This is a genomic window from Nocardiopsis sp. MT53 (genome assembly GCF_019598965.1).
Lineage (GTDB): Bacteria > Actinomycetota > Actinomycetes > Streptosporangiales > Streptosporangiaceae > Nocardiopsis > Nocardiopsis changdeensis.
The window spans coordinates 3,924,614-3,946,720 of sequence record NZ_CP080599.1 but is presented as its reverse complement, the minus strand read 5'-3'; the positions used below and the strand labels follow the sequence as shown (position 1 = coordinate 3,946,720).

The window sequence follows — 22,107 nt, the reverse complement described above, 5'->3', positions numbered from 1 at the left end:
ATGCAAGACCGGCCACCGCCGAGATCCACAATGCACGCGGCCCCCGCCGCAGAGGATCGCCTCCGGCCGACCTGTCGGCACGGCCCGCGAACGATGCAAGACCGGCCACCGCCGAGGCCCCCGATACACGCGGCCCCGCCACAACGGGCCACCTCGAAGAAGACCCCTGCGGGCACAGCCCGCACACGATGTAAGACCAGCCGCCGCCGAGGCCCACGATGCACGCGGCCCCAGCCGCAGGGGGTCACCTCGGGGGGTTCGGGGGGTCTCCCCCCCCGGCAGGCACGACGAAGACGACCCTGCGAGGCGGCCGAAGGCCCCCGAGCAGGGTCGTCTGAGAGTCGAGTGGAGCTATGGGGATTCGAACCCCAGACCTCCTCCATGCCATGGAGGCGCGCTACCAACTGCGCCATAGCCCCTGGTGCGCCGCTCGGTTACCCCGGTCGGCGATGGAATTACTGTACCGAAGGTTAAGAGGTGGTTGAGCCAGGGGGGCGGTCCCGTGGCCGGTGGTGGCGGCGGACGGCCCGGGCCGGGGGCGAATACCCTGGGGGTGTGCCCGAATCAAAGCTTGAAATCCAGATGCTCCACGACCGCCTGCTGGTGAAGACGGTCCCCGACAAGAGCGAGCGGCGCAGCAGCGCGGGTCTGGTCATCCCGGACACGGTGAAGCTGGCGACGCGGCTCGCCTGGGGCGAGGTCGTGGGCGCCGGCACCGGCGCCCGCCATGTCAAGACCGGGGACCGGGTCCTGTTCGATCCGGAGGAGCAGGGCGAGGTCGAACTGAACGGCGAGCGGTACATCATCCTGCGCGAGCGGGACGTGCACGCGATCGCCAAGGAGGCCCCGGAGCGGGGTACCGGCCTGTACCTGTAGCACCCGTCGCCTCCGGGGCCCGTGGGCTCCCGGAGGTCCGCTCCGTATCGGGTCAGTCGTCCCGCCCGGGCCGCCGCTCCACCGCTTTGACGAGCGAGTGCAGGCACAGGGTGAGCGCTTCGTAGGCGGGGACCCTGGCCGTGGTGACGTAGGTCCAGCCGGCGTACAGCCCGGACCACAGCAGCTGTTCGGCCCACAGCGGGGTGATCCTGGGGTCGATGGTGCCGTCCTCGTGCCCCCGGACGATGAGCGCCTGCAGGGCCAGGTCGGCGGCGCTGCACTCGTCCTGGTCGCGGGCGTCCTCAGTTAGGTCGTCGGAGCCGAACGCCAGCATGATGACCTTGCGCAGCGTGAAGTACTCGGCGACGAGCCGGGTGAACGCCTCGATGGCGGTGCCCTCGGTGGTGCGCGCCCGCTCGCAGGCCTCGTTGGAGAGCTCGTCCGCGTAGTCGCGCAGGGCTTCGATGAGGTCGGCCCGTTCGGCGAAGTAGCGCTGCAGCGTGCTGCGGGCGACCCCGGCTGCTCTGGCCACCTGGGACAGGGGTGCGGCGGGGTTGTCTCCGAGGACCTGCACGGCCGCGTCCAGGATGGCGCGGCGGGTGCGGGCACGGGTCCTCGTCTCTTCCTCTGAGGTTGCGCTCTTCACCATGCGCTCATCCTAGGCTTGCGGGTATTTGGTTGACAATAATCGGTCACGTATGACCTAATTTCAAGCATGGCTGATCGCATTGAGACAAACGATGCCCCGATCCCGGCGGAGTCCCCGCCCGGGGAGGAGCCGCGCTTCGCCCAGCTGAAGGTGCTGTGGTCGTTCGTGCGCCCGCACCGCCGCAAGCTCCTGCTGGGCCTAGTCCTGGCGCTGCTCGGCTCCGGGTTGGAGCTGGCCAACCCCATGGTGGTCAAACTCGTCCTGGACACCCTGGCCGAGGGGGGCGGGCTGACGCTGCCCATCGTCCTGCTGCTGGGCCTGTTCGCCGTCGGCGCGGTGCTGGGCATGTACCACTGGATCCTGATGGGCACCGTCGCCGAGAAGGTCGTGCTGGACGCGCGCACTTCGCTGGTGCGCCGCTACTTCCGGGCCGCGCTGATCCCGCTGTCCCGCCGCTCCTCCGGCGAGCTGGTCACCCGGGCCACCTCCGACACCGTGCTGCTGCGCGAGGCCGCGTCCACGAGCGTCATCAGCCTCATCAACGGCGCCGTGCTGCTGGTCGGCACGCTGGTGATGATGGCGGTCCTGGACCTGGTCCTGGTGGCCGTCACGGCGGCCGCGGTGCTCATCGTGACGGTCCTGTTCCTCACCCTGATGCCCGCCCTGGCCAAGGCGCAGGAGAAGGCGCAGAACTCCCTGGGCCTGATGGGCGGCGTGCTGGACGGGGCGCTGCGGGCGATCCGCACCGTCAAGGTGAGCCGCGCCGAGGAGCGCCTGGGCGACACGATCCTCGTCCACGCCCGCGAGGCCGCCGAGCACGGCGTGCGGGCGGTCCGCCGGGAGGCGGTGGCCTGGACGATCGCGTTCAGCGGCATCCAGCTGGCGATCATCGCCATCCTGGGCGTGGGCGCCCTGCGGGTGGCCTCCGGCGACATCGGCGTGTCCACCCTGATCGCGTTCCTGCTGTACGCGTTCACGCTGCTGAACCCGGTCATGGAGCTGTCCCAGAGCGTGAGCACGCTGCAGTCGGGCATCGCCGCGGCCAAGCGGATCCGCGAGGTGGAGGCGATCCCGCTGGAGCCGGCCGCCGAGGCGCCCGCGGGCCCGGCGCCGGCTCCGCTCGGCGGCCGCCCCGCCTTCTCCAACGGGCACGGCCCGGACGCCCTGCTGGAGCTGCGGGGGGTGACCGCCCGCTACGCCCCGGGCGCCGCGCCCGCGCTCCGGGACGTGGACCTGGTGATCCCCCGGCGGGGGCACACCGCGATCGTGGGCCCGTCGGGGGCGGGCAAGACCACGGTGCTGTCGCTGCTGCTGCGGTTCCTGGAGCCGGAGGGCGGCGAACTGCGGGTGGACGGCACCCCCTACCGGGAGCTGACCCCCGAGCAGGTGCGCGCGCACTTCGCCTACGTGGAGCAGGACACCCCGGTGGTGCCGGGCACCCTGCGGGACAACCTGCTGTTCAGCCGCCCGGAGGCGACCGAGGAGGAGATCCGCCGGGTGGTCGGGGACGTCCGCCTGGCCGACAAGGTCGACGCCCTGGAGGAGGGCCTGGACACCCCGCTGGACGCCACGGCGTTCTCGGGCGGCCAGCGCCAGCGGGTGGCCCTGGCCCGGGCGCTGCTGCGTTCGCCGGACGTGCTGCTGCTGGACGAGGCGACCTCGCAGGTGGACGCCATCACCGAGGCGGCGATCACCGAGAGCGTGCGGCGGCACGCCGACCGGGCGGCCGTGGTGACGGTGGCGCACCGGTTGTCGACGGTGATCCACGCCGACCGGATCATCCTGATGGAGGAGGGCGGGGTGCGCGCCCAGGGGACGCACACCGAACTGCTGGAACGCGACGAGCTGTACCGCGACCTGGTCGCGGCGCTGCACATCGCCGAGGTCGAGGCCGAGGTGCCGGAGCCGACCGCGGCCGGCTGAGCCGCGGGTGCGTTCGGCCGCGCCGCCCCGGCCCGGGGTCCCCGGGCCGGGGCGGTCCCGTGTCCGGGCGGTCAGGGCGCGGCGGGCGCCCCGGCCACGCCGAACGGGTTGTCGATGACGTACCGCCACAGCCCGTCGGCCCCGCGCCGGGCCACGTCGGTGGCGGTGCCGCGGATGTCGACCTCCCGCCCGTCGGGTCCGGTGCCGCGCACCTCCCAGTCGACGATGAGGAAGGCGATGTCGCCCGCCTGGTGGACGTGCCGGGGGCTGACCGCGATCGGCACGCCCAGGGACATGAACCGGGCGTTGCCCTCGCGCCGCGCGGCCCCGGTCAGCGGGGCGGCCGGGTCCAGGACGAGGATCCCGTCCTCCTCGTAGACGCGTTCCACCAGGTCGGGGTCGCCGGAGTTGAAGGCGCTGGCGAACACGGCGGGGTGTTCGCGCACGTCGGTGGTCAGGGGCAGTACGTCGGTCTGTGATCCGCTCATGCCCCCAGCCAACCGTGCGGCCGCGCCCGGGTAAAGCGGTTATCCCAGGAGCGCCCCGACGGTGCGCAGGGTCCCGTCGCGCAGACCGGTGAGGCGGGTGGCGGTGGCGAGCCCGCTCATCGCCCGGGAGGCGCGCACGAGGCGGGCGGCCGGGCGGCGGCGCTCCCGGTCGTAGCGGGCCAGCCCCCGGGCGACGGCGGGGGCCTCGCCCAGTGCCCGGGCCAGGGCGGCCGCGTCCACCAGGGACTCGCAGGCGCCCCGCCCCAGGTTGGGCGCCATGGCGTGGGCGGCGTCGCCGATGAGGACGTGGCGCCCGCGCACGTAGGAGGCCGGGGCGGGCAGGTCGTAGAGGGTGCGCCGGTCGACGGCGGTGCCGGGCAGCGCGTCCAGGACCCGGGCGACCCCCGCGTGCCAGCCGCCGTACAGCCGGCGCAGCAGGACGACGGGGTCCGCCCCGCGGTCGGGCGCCAGGTCGGCGCGCACGGCCGCGTACCAGTTGGCGGCGCGGCCGTCCATGGGGGTGACGCCGAAGAGGCGGCCGCTCCCCCAGGTCTCGGTGAAGGTCGCGACATGGCCGGGCACGGCTCCCCGGTAGGCGACGGTGCCCAGCCCCCGGGAGGCGGGCGCGGCGGGGAAGGCGCCGCGGCGGACGGCGCCGTTGAGGCCGTCGGCCCCGACGACCACGTCGAATCCGCCCGCTCCGGCGGCGGCCTCCTCCGGGGTGACGGGGGTGTTCCAGCGGACCGTTCCCGCGGGCAGGGCGCCGGCCAGGATCTCCAGCAGCGCGGAACGGGCGACCAGGCGGGCGGCGGGGGCGCGCCGGTCCAGGCGCACGAGGGTCCGTCCGGCGGGGTCGGCCAGCCGCGCGGCGGTGGGGACGCTCCCGGTGGCGCGGACCGCATCCCCCAGGCCGAGCCGGTCCAGGGCCTCCAGGGCGGGCGGCCACATGCCCAGCGCCCCGCCGATGTCGGGCGGGCCGGCGTGGCGTTCGCGCACCTCGACCTCCCAGCCCCGGTCCAGCAGGCCGCGGGCGGCGGCGAGTCCGGCGATGCCGCCTCCGACGATGAGTGCTCTACCGTTCATGGCCCCACGCTACTACGATCATAGTAGCCCGTCACTACGTTTATAGTTCCCCCATGTCGGAGACTCGCGAACGCGCCCTGGACGCCGCCATCACCCTGCTCGGCACGGGCGGCGCGCACGCCCTCACCCACGGCCGGGTGGACGCCGCGGCGGGTCTGCCCAGGGGGTCGTCCTCCAACCACTTCCGCACCCGCGACGCGCTCGTCACCGCCGTCGTGGAACGGCTGGAGGAGCTGGACCGGCGCGACTGGGCGGCGATGGACCTGCCCGGGGAGCCGACGCTCGACCTCTTCCTGGACGCCGTCACCCGGTTCATCGAGGCCTCGGTGACCACCGACCGGGTCCGCACCGTCGCCCGTTACGCGCTGTCGGTGGAGGCCACCCACGACCCCCGGATCGCCGCCGCCCTGTCCCGGGGCGCGGCCCTCATCCAGGAGTGGGGCGCGCGCGTCCTCGCCGACCTGGGCGCGGCCGACCCGCAGGCGGCGATGCGCACCCTGATGGCCTACGCCGACGGGCTCATCCTGCGCGGGGTCACCCGCCCCGGGGTCGTCGAGCCCCGGGAGCGGATGGCCGCCGTGGTCCGCGCCTGCCTGGAGTGACCCCGGCGTTCAGCCCTTGACCGCGCCGGAGGTCAGCCCGGCCACGATCCGGCGCTGGAGCACCAGCGCGAAGAGGATCAGGGGGACCGAGACCAGCACCGACGCCGCCATGACCTGGCCGATCGGGTTCTCGTACCCGACGCGCTGGAAGGTGCCGATGAACACCGGGACCGTCTGCACGTTGAGGTCGCGGGGCGCGAACGAGAACGCCAGCAGGAACTCGTTGGTGGCGTACACGAACGTCAGGATCGACGCGGCGCCCACCCCGGGCGCCGCCAGCGGCGCCACCACCCGCCAGAACGCCTGGAACGGCGTGGCCCCGTCCACCTTCGCCGACTCCTCGACCTCGCGCGGGATGCCCGCGAAGAACGTGGCCAGGATGAAGATGGACAGCGGCAGGGTCAGCGCCACGTACGGGATCACCATGCCCGCGTAGCTGTTGAGCAGGTTGACCCCGGTCAGCGACTGGAGCTCCAGGTACATCTGGTACAGCGGGTTGACCAGCGCCACCGGCGGGAAGAGGGTCGCCACCAGGGTGACGGCCAGCAGCACGAACCTCCCGCGCAGCGGCAGCCGGGCCAGGGCGTAGCCCGCCAGCGCCGCCACCGGGATGCAGATGACCGTGGTCAGCGCCGCCACGAGCAGCGAGTTGCGCAGCGCGAACTGGAACCCCAGGTCGAAGACCTGGCCGTAGTTGTCCAGGCTGAACGGCCCGTGCAGGATGTTGGGGTCGGTGAGCGCCACCGACCCGGTGCGCAGGCTGGTCATCGCCATCCACAGGAACGGGAACAGGCACCACAGCAGCACCACCGCCAGTCCCAGCAGCTTGAGCGCGTTGACCAGGGCCGGCGGCGTCCCCCGCCGTGTCCGGTGCGCCTCGCGCACCGCCTCGCGGGCCCGGTCCTGCTCCGAGATCGTCACCGCTTCACCTCCCGTGCCGTGTCGCCGACCATGTGCCGCCCCATCCGGGAGATGAACGCCAGGCCGACCAGCATGACGATCACGAAGGTGACGGTGGACAGCGCGCTCGCGTAGCCGAGGCGGGGCTCGGCGACGAGGAAGCGCTGCGCGTACACCGACAGTGTCGCCAGCGAGTTGGAGTACCCGGCGAACACGTACGCGAAGTCGAACATGCGCAGCGCGTCCACCGTGCGGAACAGCAGCGCCACCACGATCGCGGGGCGCAGCAGCGGCAGCGTGACGGACCAGAAGCGCTGGAGCACCCCGGCGCCGTCCATCTTGGCCGCCTCGTAGTAGTCCTTGGGGATCGTCTGGAGCCCGGCCAGCAGCAGCAGGGCCACGAACGGCGCGGTCTTCCACACGTCCGCGGCGATGATGCCGACCATGGACCAGGCCGGGTCGCGCAGCCAGTTGACGTCGGTGCCGAGCACCGCGTTCACGAACCCCGGGTTGTGGTCGAACATGTACCGCCACACCTGGGCGGCGACGGCGGTGGGGATCACCCACGGCACCAGGATCACCGCCCGGGTGAGGCCGCGGCCGACGAACGCCTGGTGCATGATCAGCGCGAAGCCCAGTCCGATCACGAACTCCAGCGTCACCGAGGCCACGGTGAAGACCAGGGTGTTGAGCGCCGCGTTGTAGAAGCCGGGGTCGGTGAGGGCCCGCGCGTAGTTGCCCAACCCCGTGAAGTCCTGGTTGAAGCCGCGGATCTCGTAGAGGCTCATCAGGACGGCGTAGAAGACCGGGAAGAGCGCGATGACGGCCATGAAGGCGAACGAGGGTGCCAGGAAGATCCTCCCCATGGCCCGTTCGCCCAGGCCGTGGCCCGGGTTCCGGCGGGGCCCCCGGCCGCCGCCCCGGGAGGTCCGGCCTCCCCCGCCGCCTCCGTCCCCGCCCCCGCGCGGCCGGGGCACCCGGCCCGTGCGGTCCTGCGCCGTGTGTCCGCTGCTCTGTCGTGTCGCCATGTCCTACTCCTGCCGGAGGGCGTCGTCCGCGGCGCGTTCCACGGCCTCCAGGGCGGGCCCGGGATCGGCCTGGCCCAGGAAGGCGGGGTGGAGCTCGTCCTGGATCGCCAGGGAGAGCGAGTTGTACCCCGGGACCGGGGGCCGGGCGTGCGCCTCGGCCAGGATGTCGCCGAGCATCCGGAAGTTCGGGTCCTCCGAGTCCTCGTAGACCGACTCCATGGTGGGCGGCAGACTGTTCTCGGCCAGCAGGGCCTGGGCCCCGGGGTCGGTGGCCGCCCACAGGACGAACTCGCGGGCCACCTCCTTCTCGTCGCTCAGAGTGCTCACGGCGTTGTTGAGCCCGCCCAGGGCGCTGGTGGTGCCCTCTCCGTCGAAGGTCGGCAGCGGGGCCACGGCGAAGTCGTCCGCGACCGCGCTCTCCTCGCCGGCCTCGCCCGACAGCAGCGGCACGGCGTAGGGCCAGTTGCGCATGTACACCGCCTCGCCGGCCTGGAACAGGGCCCGGGCGTCGTCCTCCACCATGGAGTCGTAGCCCTCGGCGTAGAAGCCGGTGGCGTGGGCCCGGGTCATGAAGTCCAGCGCGGTGGAGGCGGCGTCGCCCTCCAGGAAGGTGCTCCGGGTCTGCCCTTCGTCGAACAGCTCGCCCCCGGCGGCCCAGAACAGCTCCAGGTAGCTGACGACGAACCCCTCGTAGCGGTCCCCCTGGCCGACGAAGCCGGAGATCCCCGCCTCCTCGGCGGCCGCCGTCCCGGTCTCGTACAGCTCCTCCCAGGTCCGGGGCGGCTCGTCGATGAGGTCGGTGCGGTAGTAGAGGAAGGCCCCGTTGGAGGAGTACGGGAGGGCGAAGAGCTCCTGCCGCCACTGGGCGGTGTCGACGGCGCCGGGCAGGCTCACCCCCTCGACCTCCGGGCGCAGGTCCTCCAGGCTCTCGATGTAGCCGAAGTCGGCGAACTCGCCCGTCCAGATCACGTCGAGCCCCAGGACGTCGAACTGCCCCGCCCGGCTCTGGAGGTCCTGGAACATGGCCTGGCGCTGCTCGTCGGCGGTGGGCGCCAGGAAGAAGACCTCCACCTGGCGGTCGGGGTGGGTCTCGTTCCACAGGGCGGCGACCTGCTCGTGGGCGGCCCGGTCGGCGCCGGTGACGGCCCAGACGATCCGGGGGTCGTCGGCCAGGCCGGCCCCTCCGCCCTCCTGCCCCGGCGGCGCGCCGCACCCGGACGACAGGACCATCAGCAGGGCGGCGGCCCCGGCCGCGAGCGGACGCGCGACCCGCGTCCGGCGCCCCCGCGGTCCGCGCCCCGGCAGGAAGAACATGGGCCTCTCCTTCCGATCCCGGTGGCTGTACGCGATCGGTCGAACGTGTTCTGGAGTCATCTCCCCGGAAACGGCACGGAAACATCCTCGCGCGCGGTGTGGAAAAGCGAGGGCAAGTCTTCGCACTGGGTTCGGACGGAAAAGGCGGCCCGTGGGACGGCGGCGGCGCGACGCGGCGGGCCGCGGGCCCGGTCCCCGACCGGGCCCGCGGTGTGTCAGGCGCCGTGGGCCGCGGGGACGTCCAGGACCCAGGTCAGGCCGAAGCGGTCCCGGAGCATGCCGTAGGCCCGCGCCCACGCGGACTCCCCCAGGGGCTGCACGACGGCGGCGCCCTCGCTCAGCTTCTCCCAGTACCCGGCGACCTCCTCGACCGAGTCGCCGCGCACCGACACGAAGTAGGGCCGCTCCCCCGGGTTCCACGGGGTGTGCCCGGGCACGTCGTAGGCCATCAGGCGGAAGCCCGCCGGGGACTCCACCTGCCCCCACATGACCTGGTCGGCCTCGGCCTCGTCGGTGACACCGCCGGCGTCCCGGTAGGTGATCACGGCGAGGTCGCCGCCGAACACGTCCCGGTAGAACTCCAGCGCCGCCCGGGCGTCGCCCCGGAAGTTGGCATGGGTCGTCGTGGTGATGGACATGGTCGCTCCCTTGTTCCGGGCCGCCGTCCGGCGGCCCCGCGGACAAGGTCGCAGGGGAGGCGGACAGGGGGTGGCCTCTTCCCCCGGCAGGATCGGGGGCGTGCAGAAGACCTCCGTGCGGCTGCTGAAGCTGCTCTCGCTCCTCCAGGTCCGCCGGGACTGGCCGGGCCCCCTGCTGGCCGAGCGGCTGGGCGTCAGCCCGCGCACCGTGCGCCGCGACGTCGACAGGCTGCGCGAGCTCGGCTACCCCGTGGCGGCCGCCAAGGGCCCCGACGGCGGCTACCGCCTGGACGCGGGCGCCGACCGGCCCCCGCCTTTGTTCGACGACGGGCAGGCGACCGTCCTGGCCCTGGCGCTGCGGCTGGCGGCGGCCGGCCCCGAGGGCTCCGACGTGGCGGAGGACGCGTTGCGCGCCCTGCACACCGTCCGCGGGCTCGTGCCCGCGCGGCTGCGCCGCCGGATCGACACCCTGGACGCCTCGGCGGCCGAGGATCCCGGTCCCCGGCCGCCGGTCGGCGGCGGCGTCCTGGCCGCGCTGGGCTCGGCCGTGCACGCCCGCGAGGTGCTGCGCTTCGACTACGCCGCACCGGGCCGGGACGACGGCCCCCTCGGGCCCCCGCCGCGCCGGGCGGAGCCCCACCACCTGGTGGCCCGGGGCGGGCGCTGGTACCTGTTGGCCTGGGATCTGGACCGCGGCGACTGGCGCACCTTTCGGGCGGACCGCATCACACCGCGCCCGCTCACCGGTCCCCGGTTCTCCCCGCGCGAGCCGCCGGGCGGGGACGCCGCGGCCTTCGTCGCCGCCCGGTTCCGGGGCGCGGACGGGACGGGCGTCCCTCCCTGCCGCGGCGAGGTGCTCCTCGACCTGCCCGCGGCCGCGGCGGCCCCCTACGTCGGCGACGGCACCGTCGAGGAGGCGGGCCCGGACCGGTGCCGGCTCGTGCTGTACTCGTGGTCGTGGACGGGCCTGGCCGCGGCGGTCGGCCGGTTCGACGCCGGGTTCGAGGTCGTCGGTCCGGACGAGCTGGCGGACGCCTGCGCCCGCCTGGCCGACCGCTACACGGCGGCCACCCGCCGGAGAGCGGGCGGCACCCCCTGAACCGCGCACCGGCCCCGCGTCGCCGGGCCGTCCAGAGGCGGATCCCCGGCCTCCGGTGGCCCCGTGTCGGTGCCCGCGGCGATGATGGCACCACGGACCGGACCCGGAGGGGACGATGGCGATCGAGAGCCTGCACAGGATGTCGGACTCGCCCCACGTGGCGTGCGTCTGGCGGGGGCGGGCGTCGGGGTTCGAGGCCATGACCTCGGTCGCGACGTCCACCTGGGAGCTCGTGTTCTGGGAGGAGGGGGGCCGCGGGCACGCGGCCGTCCGCGGGCCCGAGACCGCCGCGTCCAGCGTGGAGCTGGCGGGCGACTCGGAGTCGCTGGGCATCACCTTCGCGCACGGGACCGTACTGCCTCACCTGCCGCGGCTGGTCGACTCGGCCGTGGAGAGCCCCCACGTCACAGAGCGGACGTTCGTGCTGGGCGGCCGGGAGTGGGAGGTCCCGGGCTTCGACGACGCCGAGGCCCTGGTGGCACGGCTGGCGCGGGCGGGGGTGATCTCCCGCGACCCCCTCGTGGACGAGGTGGTCTGGGGCGGGATCGCGCGGGTGGGGACCCGGTCGGTGCAGCGGCGCGTCGCGGCCGCCACCGGGCTCACCCAGGGGGCGATCCGGCAGATCGAACGCGCCCGGGAGGCGGCGCTGCTCCTCGGCGGGGGCGCCGCGCCGCTGGACGTGGTGCACCGGCTGGGGTACTACGACCAGCCGCACCTGGCCCGCTCGCTCCAGCGGTTCATCGGGCGGACGGCCACCCAGTTGCAGGAGGGGCGGGGGACGATGTCGCTTCTGTACAAGACCGGGCCCCCGGCCGGTTCCTAGCCTGGGGTCACAGCGGTGGGAGGCCACCGCGGACGACAGAAGGGCTGGACATGTCCGAGGGAACGGTCACCTCCGCCGACGGCACCGCCATCGCGTACAGCGCGTGGGGCGAGGGCGATCCGATCGTCATCATCGACGGGGCGACCGCGCACCGTGCTACGACCCCGGAGAACGCGGCGATCGCGGAACTGCTCGCCGACGGCTTCCGAGTGGTCAACCACGACCGGCGCGGCCGGGGCGCCAGCGGCGACACCGCGCCGTACGCGGTGGAGCGCGAGTTCGAGGACCTTGCGGCGGTGATCGACCGGGAGGGCGGCGGGCGGCCCGTGACGGTGTTCGGCTGGTCCTCGGGCGGGCACCTGGCGCTCAACGCGGCGCAGGCGGGCGTGCCCGTCGCGCGGCTGGTGCTGTTCGAGCCGCCGGTCGTCGTCGACGGCTCCCGGCCGCCGCTGCCGGACGACTACGTCGAGCGGCTCGACGCGGCCGTGGCCGCCGGGCGGCCGGGGGACGCGGTGGAGCTGTTCATGACGGCGGCCGTGGGGATGCCGCCGGAGTTCCTCGGCGACGTGCGTGGGAGCGAGATGTGGCCGGGGCTGGAGGCGATCGCGCACACGATCGCCTACGACGGCCGCAACCTCGGCGACACCATGTCCGGCCGGCCGCTGCGCGCCGACCTGTGGGACGGGGTCGACGTCCCGGTGCTGGTCCTGCACGGCGACCGGACCTGGCCCTTCCTCGCCGCGGGCGCGCGGGCGGTCGCCGGTCACCTGCCGACCGCCACCCTCCAGGTGGTGCCGGGCGAGAACCACAGCGCCGCCCCGGAGGTGCTCGCGCCCGTGCTGCGGGCGTTCGCCGGGAAGGAGGGCTGACATGGGACGGGTCGTGGTGACCGAGTTCGTCTCGCTGGACGGCGTCGCGGAGGCACCGGGCGGCGAGGACTTCAGGTACCCGAACTGGAGCTTCGAGGTGGACCGCGGGGAGGGGGAGAAGTTCAAGGAGGACGAGGCGTTCGGGGCGCGGGCGCTGCTGCTGGGACGGCGGACCTACGAGGGGTTCGCGTCCGCCTGGCCCGAGTACGAGGGGGCGCTCGCGGACAAGTACAACGGGATGCCCAAGTACGTCGTCTCGAACACGCTCACCGAGCCGCGGTGGAACAACACGACGGTGCTCTCGGGGGACCTCGTATCGGCGGTGACGGCGCTGAAGGAGGAGGTGGACGGCGAGATCTCCGTCCCGGGCAGCCTCTCCCTGGTGCGGGGACTGGTCGGGCACGACCTCGTGGACGAGATCCGGCTCATGACGTTCCCCCTCCTCCTGGGGCACGGCCGCAGGCTGTTCGGCGAGACCGCCGACAAGTCGGCCTGGAGGCTCGCCGAGGCGACCGTCTACGGCGACGGCGTGCTGGTGACGGTCCACCGCCGCGCCCGCTGACCCGCGCGGGCGCGGCGGCCGGTCCTCACCCCCGCGCCGACCGGGTGAGGACCTCGGCCCCGTCCTCGGTGATGGCGACCGTGTGCTCGCTGTGCGCCGTCCGGCAGCCCGTCGCGCTCCGCAGCGTCCACCCGTCGGCGTCGGTGACGAGCCGGTCGGTGTCCTGCATGACCCACGGCTCCAGCGCCAGCATCAGACCGGGGCGCAGCTTGTACCCGGTGCCGCGCCGCCCGGTGTTGGGGACGTGCGGGTCCTGGTGCATGGTCGAGCCGATGCCGTGGCCGCCGAACTCGGTGTTGATCGGGTACCCGGCCTCCCGGAGGACCGAGCCGATGGCGTGGGAGATGTCGCCGATGCGGGCCCCGGGCCCGGCAGCGGCGATCCCCGCCTCCAGCGCGCGCTCGGTCGCGTCGATCAGCGCGACGCTCTCCGGGGGCCGCGACTCGCCCACGATGAAGCTGATGGCGGCGTCGGCGGCGACGCCGTCCACGGAGACGGCCAGGTCCAGGGACAGCAGGTCGCCGTCGGCGAGGGCGTAGTCGTGGGGCCGCCCGTGGAGCACGGCGTCGTTGACGCCCGTGCAGATGTAGTGGCCGAACGGCCCGCGCCCGAAGGAGGGCGCGTAGTCGACGTAGCAGGACTGCGCCCCGGCCTCGAGGATCATCTCCCGGGCCCACCTGTCGATGTCCAGGAGGTTGGTGCCGACCTCGCTGCGGCTCCGCAGCGTCCGCAGGATGTCCCCGACCAGGGCGCCGGTGACTCCGGCCCGGGCCAGCTCGGTGGGGTTGAGGATCTCGATCATGGGGCGCCCTTCCCGCGTCTCAAATAACTATACCGGCCATACTATACCGCTCCACGGGTTCGAGGGCCCTCGCGCCGCCGTCCTCAGGCCGATCCGCTCCGGCGTTCGTCCCGCCGCCTCACCAGCTCCTCGACCGCGCTGGGCAGGGTCGTCTCGAAGTCGATGAGCTTGGCCCAGGTGGGGGTGATGACGATCCGCACCATGCCGTCGTAGAGCGAGCGGACCTCGGCCTCCCACTCGACGCGCTGCTCGGGCGTCATCCCGTAGGTGCCGTTCATCCGGAGGTACTCCTCCGGGATGCCGTCGACCTCGTCCAGGTCGGCGCGCCCGCGGAGGAGCAGGATCCTGGGCGGGTGGACCTCGGTGTCGATGGTCAGGGCGACCGTGGGGTTCACCCGCAGCGAGCGCAGCTTCGGGGCGTTCTTCGTGGTGCACAGGACGATCTCCGAGCCGTTCCAGGTGAACGCGATCGGGATGCTGCGCGGTGTGCCGTCCGTGGCGACGTAGGCCAGGCGCGTGATGTCGCGGGCCAGCAGCTCCCGGCTGACGGGTCGGTCCAGGATCTCGGCGATCTCGTTCGGTCGCATGGCGGTCACCCCTTCGTCGGTGTCCCCACTCCTACCCCGGGGACGGAGCCCCCCGCCCCTTCCCGACACCCGAACCGCACACCACCGAGATCCCCCGACCCCCCACCCCAGAGGCCCTCGACCCACGCGGCCCCACCACAATGAGCCACCTCGAAGAAGACCCCGCGGGCGCAGCCCGCACACGACGCAAGACCGCCCACCACCGAGACCCACGATGCACCCGGCCCCCGCCACAATGGGCCACCTCGAAGAAGACCCCGCGGGCGCAGCCCGCGAACGATACAAGACCGCCCACCGCCGAGATCCACGATGCACCCGGCCCCCGCCACAGGGGGTCACCTCGGGGGGTTCGGGGGGTCTCCCCCCGGCAGGCACGACGAAGACGACCCCGCGAGCGCGTCCAACGCGCGAGCAGGGTCGTCTCAGAGTCGAGTGGAGCTATGGGGATTCGAACCCCAGACCTCCTCCATGCCATGGAGGCGCGCTACCAACTGCGCCATAGCCCCTTGTGGGAGTCGGACCTCGCACTGCCGTGCGCTGCCGACTCCCACACCATAGCGGAATCCGGTGCGAACGTCGAAACGGATTACGCGTCGTCGCTGAGCACGACGGGCTCGGGCAGGCTCGCCGCGTTGTGCTCCATGAGCCTCCAGTGCCCCCGGCGCTGCTGGAGCACCGACCAGCAGCAGTTGCTGAGCGGTCCGAGGATCTCGCGCTGCTCGTCGGGGATCCCCAGCATCCGGGAGATGCCCACGCGCAGCGCCGCCCCGTGGCTGACCACGACCAGCAGCCCCCCTTCGGGGGTCCGTGCCAGCGCCTTGCCCACCGCCGTGTGCATGCGGTCCCCGACCTCGGCGATCGGCTCGCCGTCGGGGATGTCCATGCGCGGGTGCCGGTCGGGCCAGCGCTCGGCCAGCTCCTTGCCGGTGAACCCCTCCCAGGATCCGCCGAACCGTTCGCGCAGGCCCTTGTCGAACTCGATGGGCAGTCCCGTCGCGCGGGCGAGGTAGCCCGCGGTGTCGGCGGCCCGTTTGAGGTCGGAGGCCACGATCAGGTCGGGTTCCAGGGTCGCGAGCAGCCGCCCCGCCCGGTCGGCCTGGGCGTGCCCCACCTTGTCGAGTTCGATGTCGGTCTGGCCCTGGAAGCGGTTCTCCATGTTCCAGGCGGTACGGCCGTGCCGCCAGAACAGCACGCGACGGGTGTCGGTCACCTTGGTGCGTCTCTCCACTCGGGGGTGTTCCGGGGGCCGGCTACTGCTCGTCGAGCGGGGTGCGCTCGGCGCCGCGGGCGTTCTCGGGCAGTTCGATGGTCGGGCAGTCCTTCCACAGCCGCTCCAGGCCGTAGTACCCGCGCTCCTCCTCGTGCTGGATGTGCACGACAATGTCGGCGTAGTCCAGCAGGACCCAGCGGCCGTCGCGCTCACCCTCGCGGCGGACGGGCTTGGCGCCCGCCTGGAGGCGCAGCCGGTCCTCGATCTCGTCGACGATCGCGCGGACCTGGCGGTCGTTGGGCGCCGAGCAGAGGACGAAGGCCTCGGTGATGACGAGCTGCTCGCTGACGTCGTAGGCGATGATCTCCTGGGCGAGCTTGTCGGAGGCGGCCTCGGCGGCGACCTTGACCATTTCCAGCGCCCTGTCGGTGGCTGTCACGTTGTGCTTGCTGCCTTTCAGCTTTCTCGGTAAAGCCCGGTCTTGTTGATGTAGCGGACGATGCCGTCCGGGACCAGGTACCAGATGGGCTCGCCCTTGCGGACGCGCTCGCGGCACTCGGTCGAGGAGATGGCCAGTGCGGGGACCTCCACCAGGGAGACCTTGCCCTCGGGCAGTCCCGAGTCGCTGAGCCGGTGACCGGGCCGGTTACAGCCTACGAAATGCGCGAGCTCGAAAAGTTCGTCCGCGTTGTGCCAGCCCAGGATGGCACCCAGGGCGTCGGCCCCGGTGATGAAGAACAGCTCCACTTCGGGGCCGTAGGCGGCCCGCAGTTCGCGCAGTGTGTCGATCGTGTAGGTGGGCCCCTCGCGGTCGATCTCGATGCGGTCGACCCGGAACTGCGGGTTCTCCGCCGTGGCGATGACCGTCATCAGGTAGCGGTCCTCGGGCGGGGTGACCTTCTCCGGGTCCTTCTGCCAGGGTCTGCCCGTGGGGACGAACACCACCTCGTCCAGTTCGAAGAGGTGGGCGACCTCACTGGCCGCGACGAGATGGCCGTGGTGGATGGGGTCGAAGGTGCCGCCCATGATACCGACGCGGGGGGGCCGTCCCCGCTGCCCGTTGTCCTCGTGCACCACTCGACTGCTCCGTTCCTCGGTCCGGCGTGCCGGAATCGGCCAACCGAGATTAGCCGACACCCCCGGGGGACCCCGCCCCCGTCCCCCGGTGCACAGGCACAACGACGGTGCGCCCCGCTTCCTTCCCGCGGGCGGGGGCGGGCCCCGTCCCTGAGGCGCCCCCGGGATCCCCCTGACCTTCCCCCGATGCCGCCGGCGGCCCCTCCCCCTCTCCGGTCACCCCCTTCACCGCCGCCACCTCGGGTTCCGCGCCGGTTCCCTCCGGGGTCCGCACCCCCGCCCGGGAAACGCGTCATATCTCGTTGCCCCGAAACCGTGGCCAAGCGCGACCCCGGCGCATAGCATGCCGGTATGCCCAACTCACCAGATCGCGTCCGTGTCCGGCTCTCCGACATCTCGCCCCGCGCCTACGAGCATCCCGCCGACCGCGGCGCCCTGGTCGCGTTGCGCTCCCTGCGCGGGTTCGACGAGGTCTTCAAACGCCTCTCCGGCCTGTTCAACGAGCGCGCCCTGCGCCTGATGTTCCTGTCCAGCGCGGTCCGCGTCGGCCCCACGCAGTTCCCGCACGTGTACGACTACGTGCGCGACGCCGCCTACGTCCTGGACATGGACGAGGTGCCCGAGCTCTACATCCAGATGAACCCCAAGCCCAACGCCATGGCGATCGGCAGCCACAAGCCGTTCATCGTCATGACCACGGGCCTGTTCGACCTCCTGGAGGCCGACGAGCAGCGGTTCGTCATCGGCCACGAGGTCGGCCACATCCTCAGCGGCCACGCCGTGTACCGCACCATGCTGCTGGCCCTGATCCGGCTGGCCACCCGGGTGGCGTGGGTGCCGCTGGGCTACATCGGCCTCCAGGCCATCGTGGCCGCGCTGGAGGAGTGGTACCGCAAGTCCGAGCTGTCCTGCGACCGCGCGGGCATCCTCGCCGCCCAGGACCCCGAGGCGGGCAAGCGCGCGCTGATGAAGCTGGCGGGCGGCTCGCGCCTGGCCGAGATGAACCCGGACTCGTTCCTGGAGCAGGCCCGCGAGTACGAGAGCGGCGGCGACGCCCGGGACGGCCTGCTCAAGCTGCTCAGCCTGGTCGGGCAGACCCACCCGTTCGCGGTGGTGCGCATGGCCGAGCTCAATCGCTGGGTGGAGGAGGGCTCCTACCAGCGCATCCTCAACGGCGACTACCCGCGCCGCTCCACCGACAAGGACGCCCGGGTCGGCGAGGAGGCGCGCAACGCCGCCAAGTCGTACAAGGAGTCGTGGGAGCGCACCGGCGACCCGCTGCTGGGCACCCTGCGCGACGTCGCGGGCAGCGCGGCCAGCGCGGGCGGGAAGATCTTCGACACGGTGGCCGACCGCTGGCGCAACGGGTCGGGCGGCCAGAACCGGAACTCCGACAACTAGGCCCCGCGGGGCGGATGGACGGGGGCGGCCCCACGGGCCGCCCCTTCGCCCTTTCCGGGCCCGGCCGGGTGCCCCGCCCGGTCAGACCCCCAGGTGGGAGCGGACCTCGCCCCAGGCGGCGTGCCCCGGGTCGATGACGGCGAAGTGGTCGGCCCCCGCAGGCTCCCGGTACTCCACCCGGTCTCCCGCCGCCCGGGCCGCCGCCGTGTAGTCGCGGCTGTGCTCGACCGGGACCCGCTGGTCCGCGTCGCCGTGCACCACCAGCTGCGGCCGTCCGAGCGGGACCCGGTGCAGCGGCGAGGACTCCGTGTACGCCCCCGCGCCGGGCCGCGGCCCCAGGAACGGTCCGACCGCCCCCTCGCCGAGCCCCGCCCGGGCGCAGCGCTCCAGGTCGGTGATGGGCGCCAGGGCGACCACCCCGGTGACCGGGGTGTCGGGGTCGAGGGCGTTGAGCAGGGCGAGGTGGCCGCCCGCGGAGTGGCCGACGGCCGTCACCCGGGCGCCGTCGTACCGCTCGGGCGCCGCGCGCAGGGCGCGGCCGATCCACCGCAGGGCCGCGTTCACGTCGTCGAGGGTCTGCGGCCAGCCGCCGCCGTCCTCCCCCGTACGCCGGTACTCGACGTTCCACACCGCCCACCCCGCCGCGGTGAGGTCGCGGGCGAGCGGGTCCATCAGGGAGGCGTCGTGCAGGTCGCGCCACCAGCCGCCGTGCAGCAGCACGGCCACCGGGGCGGGGCCCGTCCCCCCGTCCGAGGGGTCCCATCGGTGGGCGATCCCGCTGGGGTGGTCGCCGTAGCGTTCGGTGGTGGGCATGGGGTCTCCTCGCGACGCCGTCGTCGCCCGCACCGTAGCAGGCCGCGGACGGGGATCGGCGCCGCCGGCACTGTGCCGGCGGCGCCGATGCGCGTGGAGGGGTACCGCTGTCCTCGGTCCTAGAAGGCCGGGCCGGCGGCCATGGCCTCGTCGACGGTCTCGGCGCGGGCGGCCTCGACCTCCTCGACCAGGCCCTCCTGGTGCGCCTCGAACTCCTCCGTCACGGCGGTGCTGAAGGAGCGCAGCGCCACCTCCTGGGTGAGGATGTCGCCGCGCACGCGGTTGTTGTCGCCGACCTGGGCGGTCGGGGTGTTGCCCGACGCGGCCAGGTCGCCGCCGATGATGTTGTTGTCGATGTAGGCGCCACCGGAGATGCCGGTGACGGTCAGCGTGCCGTCGATGTAGTTGACCGACGAGCAGAAGCCCTCCTGCTCGCCCGCCCCGACGGCCACCGGGCCGGCGCCGTCGGTGTAGGACGCCGCGCCGAGGACCTCGCTGTCGCAGAGGATGCCGCCGCCGGTGGAGCCGCTGACGGTCAGGGCGCCGCGCACGACGGAGTCGTAGATGTCGACGTACTCGACGCCGGTGCCCTTGACGGCACCGCCGACCCGGGAGCCCTCGACGTAGACGGCGCCGGTCTCGGCGTTGATGCTCTTGACGGAGGAGTCGACGACGAACGCGAAGCCGTCGTTGGCCGCGCCCTCGACCGGAACGGTGCGCAGCGCGTCACCGGCGGTGCTGTCCTCCAGGTAGCTGCCGTACGAGCCGCGGTTGACGACGCGGCCGTCGACGGTGGTCTCGGAGGCGTCGAAGTAGCCGTCCTGCTGGACGATCACCTGGCCCTGGATCTCACCGCCCAGGATGTGCAGGTTCGCGCCCTTGCGGACGGTGACGTCGCCCTGGATGACGGTGCCGTCCAGGAAGCAGCTCTTGCCGGCGGGGACCGCGAGGTCCGTGGGCAGCGTGATGGCGCCGCCGTGGCCCGAGCAGAGCGTGACCAGGTCCGCCTGAGCGGGAGCGGCCATGAGCGTGACACCGCCGACGGCCAGGGCTGCCGTGGCCGCGGCCGCGACCGAGCTCCGGATCTTCATGCGGGGGGATTCCTTTCGTCGTGACCGTGGGGGTGACGCTCCCGGGGTGCTTCGAGCGGGGTAAGAGCGTCGTAAGACACCCCAGTGAAATTACCGACCTCTCGTCGCTTTGGGAATACTCGCTGAGAGAAGATTCGCTTCTGTCCAGGTTTCCTCTGGGAAAACGTTCCAGGTGACAACGGAGGCCGGGCACCGTCGGCGACCGGCCCCGGCGGACCGGTCCGGATACGCCGCGGGCCGCCCCCGGACGCTGTCCGAGGGCGGCCCGCACGGGCGGCGGCGGCTCACTTCACATGGCCGTCACCGGTCACGACGTACTTGGTCGAGGTCATCTCGGTCAGGCCCATCGGGCCGCGGGCGTGCAGTTTCTGCGTGGAGATGCCGATTTCCGCGCCGAAACCGAATTCGCCGCCGTCGGTGAACCGGGTGGAGGCGTTGACCATGACCGCGGCCGCGTCCACCCGGGACACGAAGTACCGGGAGGTCTTCAGGGAGTCGGTGACGATGGCCTCGGTGTGCTTGGTGGAGTAGCGGCGGATGTGCGCCAGCGCCTCGTCCACGGTGGGCACGACCCGGACCGCCAGGTCCAGGGACAGGTACTCCGTGGCCCAGTCCTCCTCGGTGGCCTCGACGACCTCGGCGGGCGACCCGTGGGCCGCGGCGACCTCGCGCACCCGGGCGTCGCCGTGCACGGTCACCCCTTCCTCCGCGAGCCCGGCCAGCACCCGCGGCAGGAACTCCTCGGCGACGGCCTCGTGCACCAGCAGGGTCTCGGCGGAGTTGCACACCGAGCAGCGCTGGGCCTTGGCGTTGACGGTGATGGCCACCGCCTTGTCGAGGTCGGCCTCGGCGTCCACGTACACGTGGCACAGGCCCTCCCCGGTCTCGATGACCGGGACGGTGGAGTCGCGGACCACGGCCTGGATGAGGGAGCCGCCGCCGCGCGGGATGAGGACGTCGACCAGGCCGCGGGCGCGCATCAGCGCCAGGGAGGACTCCCGGGTGCGGCCGGGCACCTGCTGCACGGCGTCGACGGGGACCCCGGTGCCGGCCAGGGCGTCGCGGATGACGCCGACGATGGCGGTGTTGGAGTCGTAGGCCGAGGAGGAGCCGCGCAGCAGGGCGGCGTTGCCGCTCTTGAGGCACAGGGCGGCGGCGTCCACGGTGACGTTGGGGCGGCCCTCGTAGATGATGCCGACCACGCCCAGCGGAACACGGATCTGGCGCAGGTCCAGGCCGTTGGGGAGCACCCCGCCGCGCACGGACTCGCCCACCGGGTCGGGCAGCTCGACGATCTCCCGGACGGCGTCGGCGATCGCCTCGATGCGCTGCGGGTTCAGCGTGAGGCGGTCGATCATGGCCTCGGAGGTGCCGTCCTCACGGGCCCGCGCCACGTCCTGGGCGTTGGCGGCCGTGATCTCGTCGGCCCGCTTGACCAGGGCGTCGGCGATCGCCTCCAGGGCCGCGTCCTTGACCGCCCGGCTGAGCGGGGCGAGGTCGGCCGCCGCGTCCCCCGCACGTTCGGCTACCGCGCGGACCTCGCGCTCGATGTCACTCATGGCGTTACTCTCTCGGGATCGGGGAGGGCCCCGCACGCCCGGGTCCTGCCGCGTCGAAGGACCGGGCCGGGGTGATGCTCCAGCCTATCCATCCGGCCCCCGCACCGCCCGGGGAATTCCACAGGGTGGGACGGCGCCCGGTCCGGTCCCGGGGCCGGACCGGGCGCGCGGGTTCAGGTCCAGCCGTAGCGGCTGCGCAGGACGTCGGCGACCAGCCAGAAGACCTTCTCCTCCAGGATGGCGGCCTCGCGGCGGATGTCGTCCTCGTCGAACTCGAACAGGCGGTCCACCCGCAGGAAGGAGTCGCGGCCCTCGCGGTCCCAGGGGCCCGAGCCGATGGGCAGCCAGTCCTGGCGCTCCCACTGCTCGGGGCGCTGGGAGGACAGCATCAGCCCGTGCAGGCGGCGGCCCCGGCGGCCCACCACCAGCAGCGGCCGGTCCTTGCCCCGCGAGGGGTCCTCCTCGAAGGGGACCCAGGTCCACACGATCTCGCCCGCGTCGGCCAGACCGTCCCGTTCGGGGGCGTAGACGAGCCTGGTGGCGCTCTCCGAGGTGGGGATCTCCCGTACCTCGCCGCGGTGGGGGTGGTCGTCGCTGCGGTGCATCGTCCGTTCGCTCATCCCCGCATGATAGGGGCCCGGGCCGGGCTCGGGCGCCCGTGCGCGGGACCGGCCCGGGGCCGCCGAACGGCGTTCACTAGGATCGTGGGCACG

Annotated in this window: 24 protein-coding genes and 2 tRNA genes; 8 read left to right on the top strand and 18 right to left on the bottom strand. The window is 73.2% G+C overall.

The genetic code is table 11. The features are described from left to right. Positions 1-346: 346 nt before the first annotated feature. Positions 347-419 (bottom strand) — tRNA-Ala (locus K1J57_RS17650). Positions 420-582: 163 nt separating this feature from the next. On the opposite strand from K1J57_RS17650, the gene K1J57_RS17645 reads away from it, so the two are divergent. Beyond that, positions 583-876 (top strand): co-chaperone GroES, encoded by a 294-nt coding sequence (locus K1J57_RS17645; RefSeq protein ID WP_220565614.1) that lies wholly within the window; start codon positions 583-585, stop codon positions 874-876. A gap of 52 nt (positions 877-928) precedes the next feature. On the opposite strand, the gene K1J57_RS17640 is transcribed toward K1J57_RS17645, so the two are convergent. Beyond that, complete coding sequence (locus K1J57_RS17640) at positions 929-1,525, bottom strand: TetR/AcrR family transcriptional regulator (protein WP_220559661.1); 597 nt, start codon at positions 1,523-1,525, stop codon at positions 929-931. 150 nt (positions 1,526-1,675) lie between these two features. On the opposite strand from K1J57_RS17640, the gene K1J57_RS17635 reads away from it, so the two are divergent. Then, positions 1,676-3,448, top strand: coding sequence for an ABC transporter ATP-binding protein (locus tag K1J57_RS17635; protein ID WP_220565613.1), 1,773 nt, complete (start codon positions 1,676-1,678; stop codon positions 3,446-3,448). 71 nt (positions 3,449-3,519) lie between these two features. On the opposite strand, the gene K1J57_RS17630 is transcribed toward K1J57_RS17635, so the two are convergent. Further along, positions 3,520-3,936 carry a nuclear transport factor 2 family protein gene (locus K1J57_RS17630; RefSeq protein WP_220559660.1) on the bottom strand — a complete coding sequence of 139 codons (417 nt, stop codon included), beginning with the start codon at positions 3,934-3,936 and terminating at the stop codon, positions 3,520-3,522. A gap of 39 nt (positions 3,937-3,975) precedes the next feature. Continuing rightward, the gene (locus tag K1J57_RS17625) at positions 3,976-5,019 is read right to left on the bottom strand and encodes an FAD-dependent monooxygenase (RefSeq protein WP_220559659.1); all 1,044 of its coding nucleotides are present in this window, start codon (positions 5,017-5,019) and stop codon (positions 3,976-3,978) included. A gap of 53 nt (positions 5,020-5,072) precedes the next feature. On the opposite strand from K1J57_RS17625, the gene K1J57_RS17620 reads away from it, so the two are divergent. Next, positions 5,073-5,621 (top strand): TetR/AcrR family transcriptional regulator, encoded by a 549-nt coding sequence (locus K1J57_RS17620; RefSeq protein WP_220559658.1) that lies wholly within the window; start codon positions 5,073-5,075, stop codon positions 5,619-5,621. Positions 5,622-5,630: 9 nt separating this feature from the next. On the opposite strand, the gene K1J57_RS17615 is transcribed toward K1J57_RS17620, so the two are convergent. The 4 genes from K1J57_RS17615 to K1J57_RS17600 form a co-directional block, all read right to left on the bottom strand. After that, positions 5,631-6,542: a carbohydrate ABC transporter permease gene (locus tag K1J57_RS17615; RefSeq protein ID WP_255646398.1), complete on the bottom strand. Its 912-nt coding sequence runs from the start codon at positions 6,540-6,542 to the stop codon at positions 5,631-5,633. Next, entirely contained in the window at positions 6,539-7,387 is an 849-nt protein-coding gene (locus K1J57_RS17610; protein ID WP_220565611.1) for a carbohydrate ABC transporter permease, read from the bottom strand. Before K1J57_RS17610 ends, K1J57_RS17615 begins: the two co-directional genes overlap by 4 nt. Before the next feature lie 165 nt (positions 7,388-7,552). Then, positions 7,553-8,863 carry an ABC transporter substrate-binding protein gene (locus K1J57_RS17605; RefSeq protein ID WP_255646397.1) on the bottom strand — a complete coding sequence of 437 codons (1,311 nt, stop codon included), beginning with the start codon at positions 8,861-8,863 and terminating at the stop codon, positions 7,553-7,555. Between the two features lie 215 nt (positions 8,864-9,078). Continuing rightward, entirely contained in the window at positions 9,079-9,501 is a 423-nt protein-coding gene (locus K1J57_RS17600) for a VOC family protein (protein WP_220559656.1), read from the bottom strand. A gap of 100 nt (positions 9,502-9,601) precedes the next feature. Between K1J57_RS17600 and K1J57_RS17595 the strand changes: the two genes are divergently transcribed. The 4 genes from K1J57_RS17595 (at position 9,602) to K1J57_RS17580 (ending at position 12,854) form a co-directional block, all read left to right on the top strand. Beyond that, on the top strand, positions 9,602-10,600 hold the full coding sequence (locus K1J57_RS17595; protein ID WP_255646396.1) for a YafY family protein: 999 nt from the start codon (positions 9,602-9,604) through the stop codon (positions 10,598-10,600). Positions 10,601-10,715: 115 nt separating this feature from the next. After that, positions 10,716-11,423 carry a hypothetical protein gene (locus K1J57_RS17590; RefSeq protein WP_220559654.1) on the top strand — a complete coding sequence of 236 codons (708 nt, stop codon included), beginning with the start codon at positions 10,716-10,718 and terminating at the stop codon, positions 11,421-11,423. Between the two features lie 50 nt (positions 11,424-11,473). Further along, positions 11,474-12,292: an alpha/beta fold hydrolase gene (locus K1J57_RS17585; protein WP_220559653.1), complete on the top strand. Its 819-nt coding sequence runs from the start codon at positions 11,474-11,476 to the stop codon at positions 12,290-12,292. Between the two features lies 1 nt (position 12,293). After that, positions 12,294-12,854 carry a dihydrofolate reductase family protein gene (locus tag K1J57_RS17580; RefSeq protein ID WP_220559652.1) on the top strand — a complete coding sequence of 187 codons (561 nt, stop codon included), beginning with the start codon at positions 12,294-12,296 and terminating at the stop codon, positions 12,852-12,854. Positions 12,855-12,879: 25 nt separating this feature from the next. Here the strand turns inward: K1J57_RS17580 and map are convergent, their stop codons facing one another. The 6 genes from map to nadD all read right to left on the bottom strand — a co-directional run bounded on the left by map (position 12,880) and on the right by nadD (position 16,530). After that, complete coding sequence (gene map, locus K1J57_RS17575; protein WP_220559651.1) at positions 12,880-13,656, bottom strand: type I methionyl aminopeptidase; 777 nt, start codon at positions 13,654-13,656, stop codon at positions 12,880-12,882. 83 nt (positions 13,657-13,739) lie between these two features. Continuing rightward, a complete protein-coding gene (locus tag K1J57_RS17570; RefSeq protein ID WP_220559650.1) occupies positions 13,740-14,243 on the bottom strand; it encodes a pyridoxamine 5'-phosphate oxidase family protein in 504 nt (167 codons plus the stop codon). A 433-nt stretch (positions 14,244-14,676) separates the two neighbouring features. After that, positions 14,677-14,749: transfer RNA gene (locus K1J57_RS17565), tRNA-Ala, on the bottom strand. Between the two features lie 80 nt (positions 14,750-14,829). Further along, complete coding sequence (locus K1J57_RS17560) at positions 14,830-15,453, bottom strand: histidine phosphatase family protein (RefSeq protein ID WP_220565609.1); 624 nt, start codon at positions 15,451-15,453, stop codon at positions 14,830-14,832. A gap of 40 nt (positions 15,454-15,493) precedes the next feature. Further along, positions 15,494-15,892 carry a ribosome silencing factor gene (rsfS, locus tag K1J57_RS17555; RefSeq protein WP_220559649.1) on the bottom strand — a complete coding sequence of 133 codons (399 nt, stop codon included), beginning with the start codon at positions 15,890-15,892 and terminating at the stop codon, positions 15,494-15,496. A 17-nt stretch (positions 15,893-15,909) separates the two neighbouring features. Beyond that, positions 15,910-16,530, bottom strand: coding sequence for a nicotinate-nucleotide adenylyltransferase (gene nadD, locus K1J57_RS17550; RefSeq protein WP_255646395.1), 621 nt, complete (start codon positions 16,528-16,530; stop codon positions 15,910-15,912). Positions 16,531-16,881: 351 nt separating this feature from the next. Between nadD and K1J57_RS17545 the strand changes: the two genes are divergently transcribed. Beyond that, entirely contained in the window at positions 16,882-17,931 is a 1,050-nt protein-coding gene (locus K1J57_RS17545; protein ID WP_220559646.1) for a M48 family metallopeptidase, read from the top strand. A gap of 81 nt (positions 17,932-18,012) precedes the next feature. Here the strand turns inward: K1J57_RS17545 and K1J57_RS17540 are convergent, their stop codons facing one another. The 4 genes from K1J57_RS17540 to K1J57_RS17525 form a co-directional block, all read right to left on the bottom strand. After that, complete coding sequence (locus tag K1J57_RS17540) at positions 18,013-18,744, bottom strand: S9 family peptidase (RefSeq protein ID WP_220559645.1); 732 nt, start codon at positions 18,742-18,744, stop codon at positions 18,013-18,015. A gap of 119 nt (positions 18,745-18,863) precedes the next feature. After that, positions 18,864-19,835, bottom strand: a complete 972-nt coding sequence (locus tag K1J57_RS17535) for a hypothetical protein (RefSeq protein ID WP_220559644.1) — start codon at positions 19,833-19,835, stop codon at positions 18,864-18,866. A 284-nt stretch (positions 19,836-20,119) separates the two neighbouring features. Continuing rightward, positions 20,120-21,394 (bottom strand): glutamate-5-semialdehyde dehydrogenase, encoded by a 1,275-nt coding sequence (locus K1J57_RS17530; protein WP_220559643.1) that lies wholly within the window; start codon positions 21,392-21,394, stop codon positions 20,120-20,122. A gap of 173 nt (positions 21,395-21,567) precedes the next feature. Continuing rightward, on the bottom strand, positions 21,568-22,014 hold the full coding sequence (locus K1J57_RS17525) for a type II toxin-antitoxin system PemK/MazF family toxin (protein WP_220559642.1): 447 nt from the start codon (positions 22,012-22,014) through the stop codon (positions 21,568-21,570). Positions 22,015-22,107: the final 93 nt, after the last annotated feature.

Coding starts and splice junctions, on each gene's coding strand:
- K1J57_RS17580 (WP_220559652.1), top strand. CDS start 12,294: ATGGGACGGGTCGTGGTGACCGAGTTCGTCTCGCTGGACGGCGTCGCG.
- K1J57_RS17625 (WP_220559659.1), bottom strand. CDS start 5,019: ATGAACGGTAGAGCACTCATCGTCGGAGGCGGCATCGCCGGACTCGCC.
- map (WP_220559651.1), bottom strand. CDS start 13,656: ATGATCGAGATCCTCAACCCCACCGAGCTGGCCCGGGCCGGAGTCACC.
- K1J57_RS17620 (WP_220559658.1), top strand. CDS start 5,073: ATGTCGGAGACTCGCGAACGCGCCCTGGACGCCGCCATCACCCTGCTC.
- K1J57_RS17605 (WP_255646397.1), bottom strand. CDS start 8,863: ATGTTCTTCCTGCCGGGGCGCGGACCGCGGGGGCGCCGGACGCGGGTC.
- K1J57_RS17545 (WP_220559646.1), top strand. CDS start 16,882: ATGCCCAACTCACCAGATCGCGTCCGTGTCCGGCTCTCCGACATCTCG.
- K1J57_RS17540 (WP_220559645.1), bottom strand. CDS start 18,744: ATGCCCACCACCGAACGCTACGGCGACCACCCCAGCGGGATCGCCCAC.
- K1J57_RS17570 (WP_220559650.1), bottom strand. CDS start 14,243: ATGCGACCGAACGAGATCGCCGAGATCCTGGACCGACCCGTCAGCCGG.
- K1J57_RS17610 (WP_220565611.1), bottom strand. CDS start 7,387: ATGGGGAGGATCTTCCTGGCACCCTCGTTCGCCTTCATGGCCGTCATC.
- K1J57_RS17535 (WP_220559644.1), bottom strand. CDS start 19,835: ATGAAGATCCGGAGCTCGGTCGCGGCCGCGGCCACGGCAGCCCTGGCC.
- K1J57_RS17600 (WP_220559656.1), bottom strand. CDS start 9,501: ATGTCCATCACCACGACGACCCATGCCAACTTCCGGGGCGACGCCCGG.
- K1J57_RS17585 (WP_220559653.1), top strand. CDS start 11,474: ATGTCCGAGGGAACGGTCACCTCCGCCGACGGCACCGCCATCGCGTAC.
- K1J57_RS17590 (WP_220559654.1), top strand. CDS start 10,716: ATGGCGATCGAGAGCCTGCACAGGATGTCGGACTCGCCCCACGTGGCG.
- K1J57_RS17530 (WP_220559643.1), bottom strand. CDS start 21,394: ATGAGTGACATCGAGCGCGAGGTCCGCGCGGTAGCCGAACGTGCGGGG.
- K1J57_RS17645 (WP_220565614.1), top strand. CDS start 583: ATGCTCCACGACCGCCTGCTGGTGAAGACGGTCCCCGACAAGAGCGAG.
- K1J57_RS17525 (WP_220559642.1), bottom strand. CDS start 22,014: ATGAGCGAACGGACGATGCACCGCAGCGACGACCACCCCCACCGCGGC.
- K1J57_RS17630 (WP_220559660.1), bottom strand. CDS start 3,936: ATGAGCGGATCACAGACCGACGTACTGCCCCTGACCACCGACGTGCGC.
- K1J57_RS17640 (WP_220559661.1), bottom strand. CDS start 1,525: ATGGTGAAGAGCGCAACCTCAGAGGAAGAGACGAGGACCCGTGCCCGC.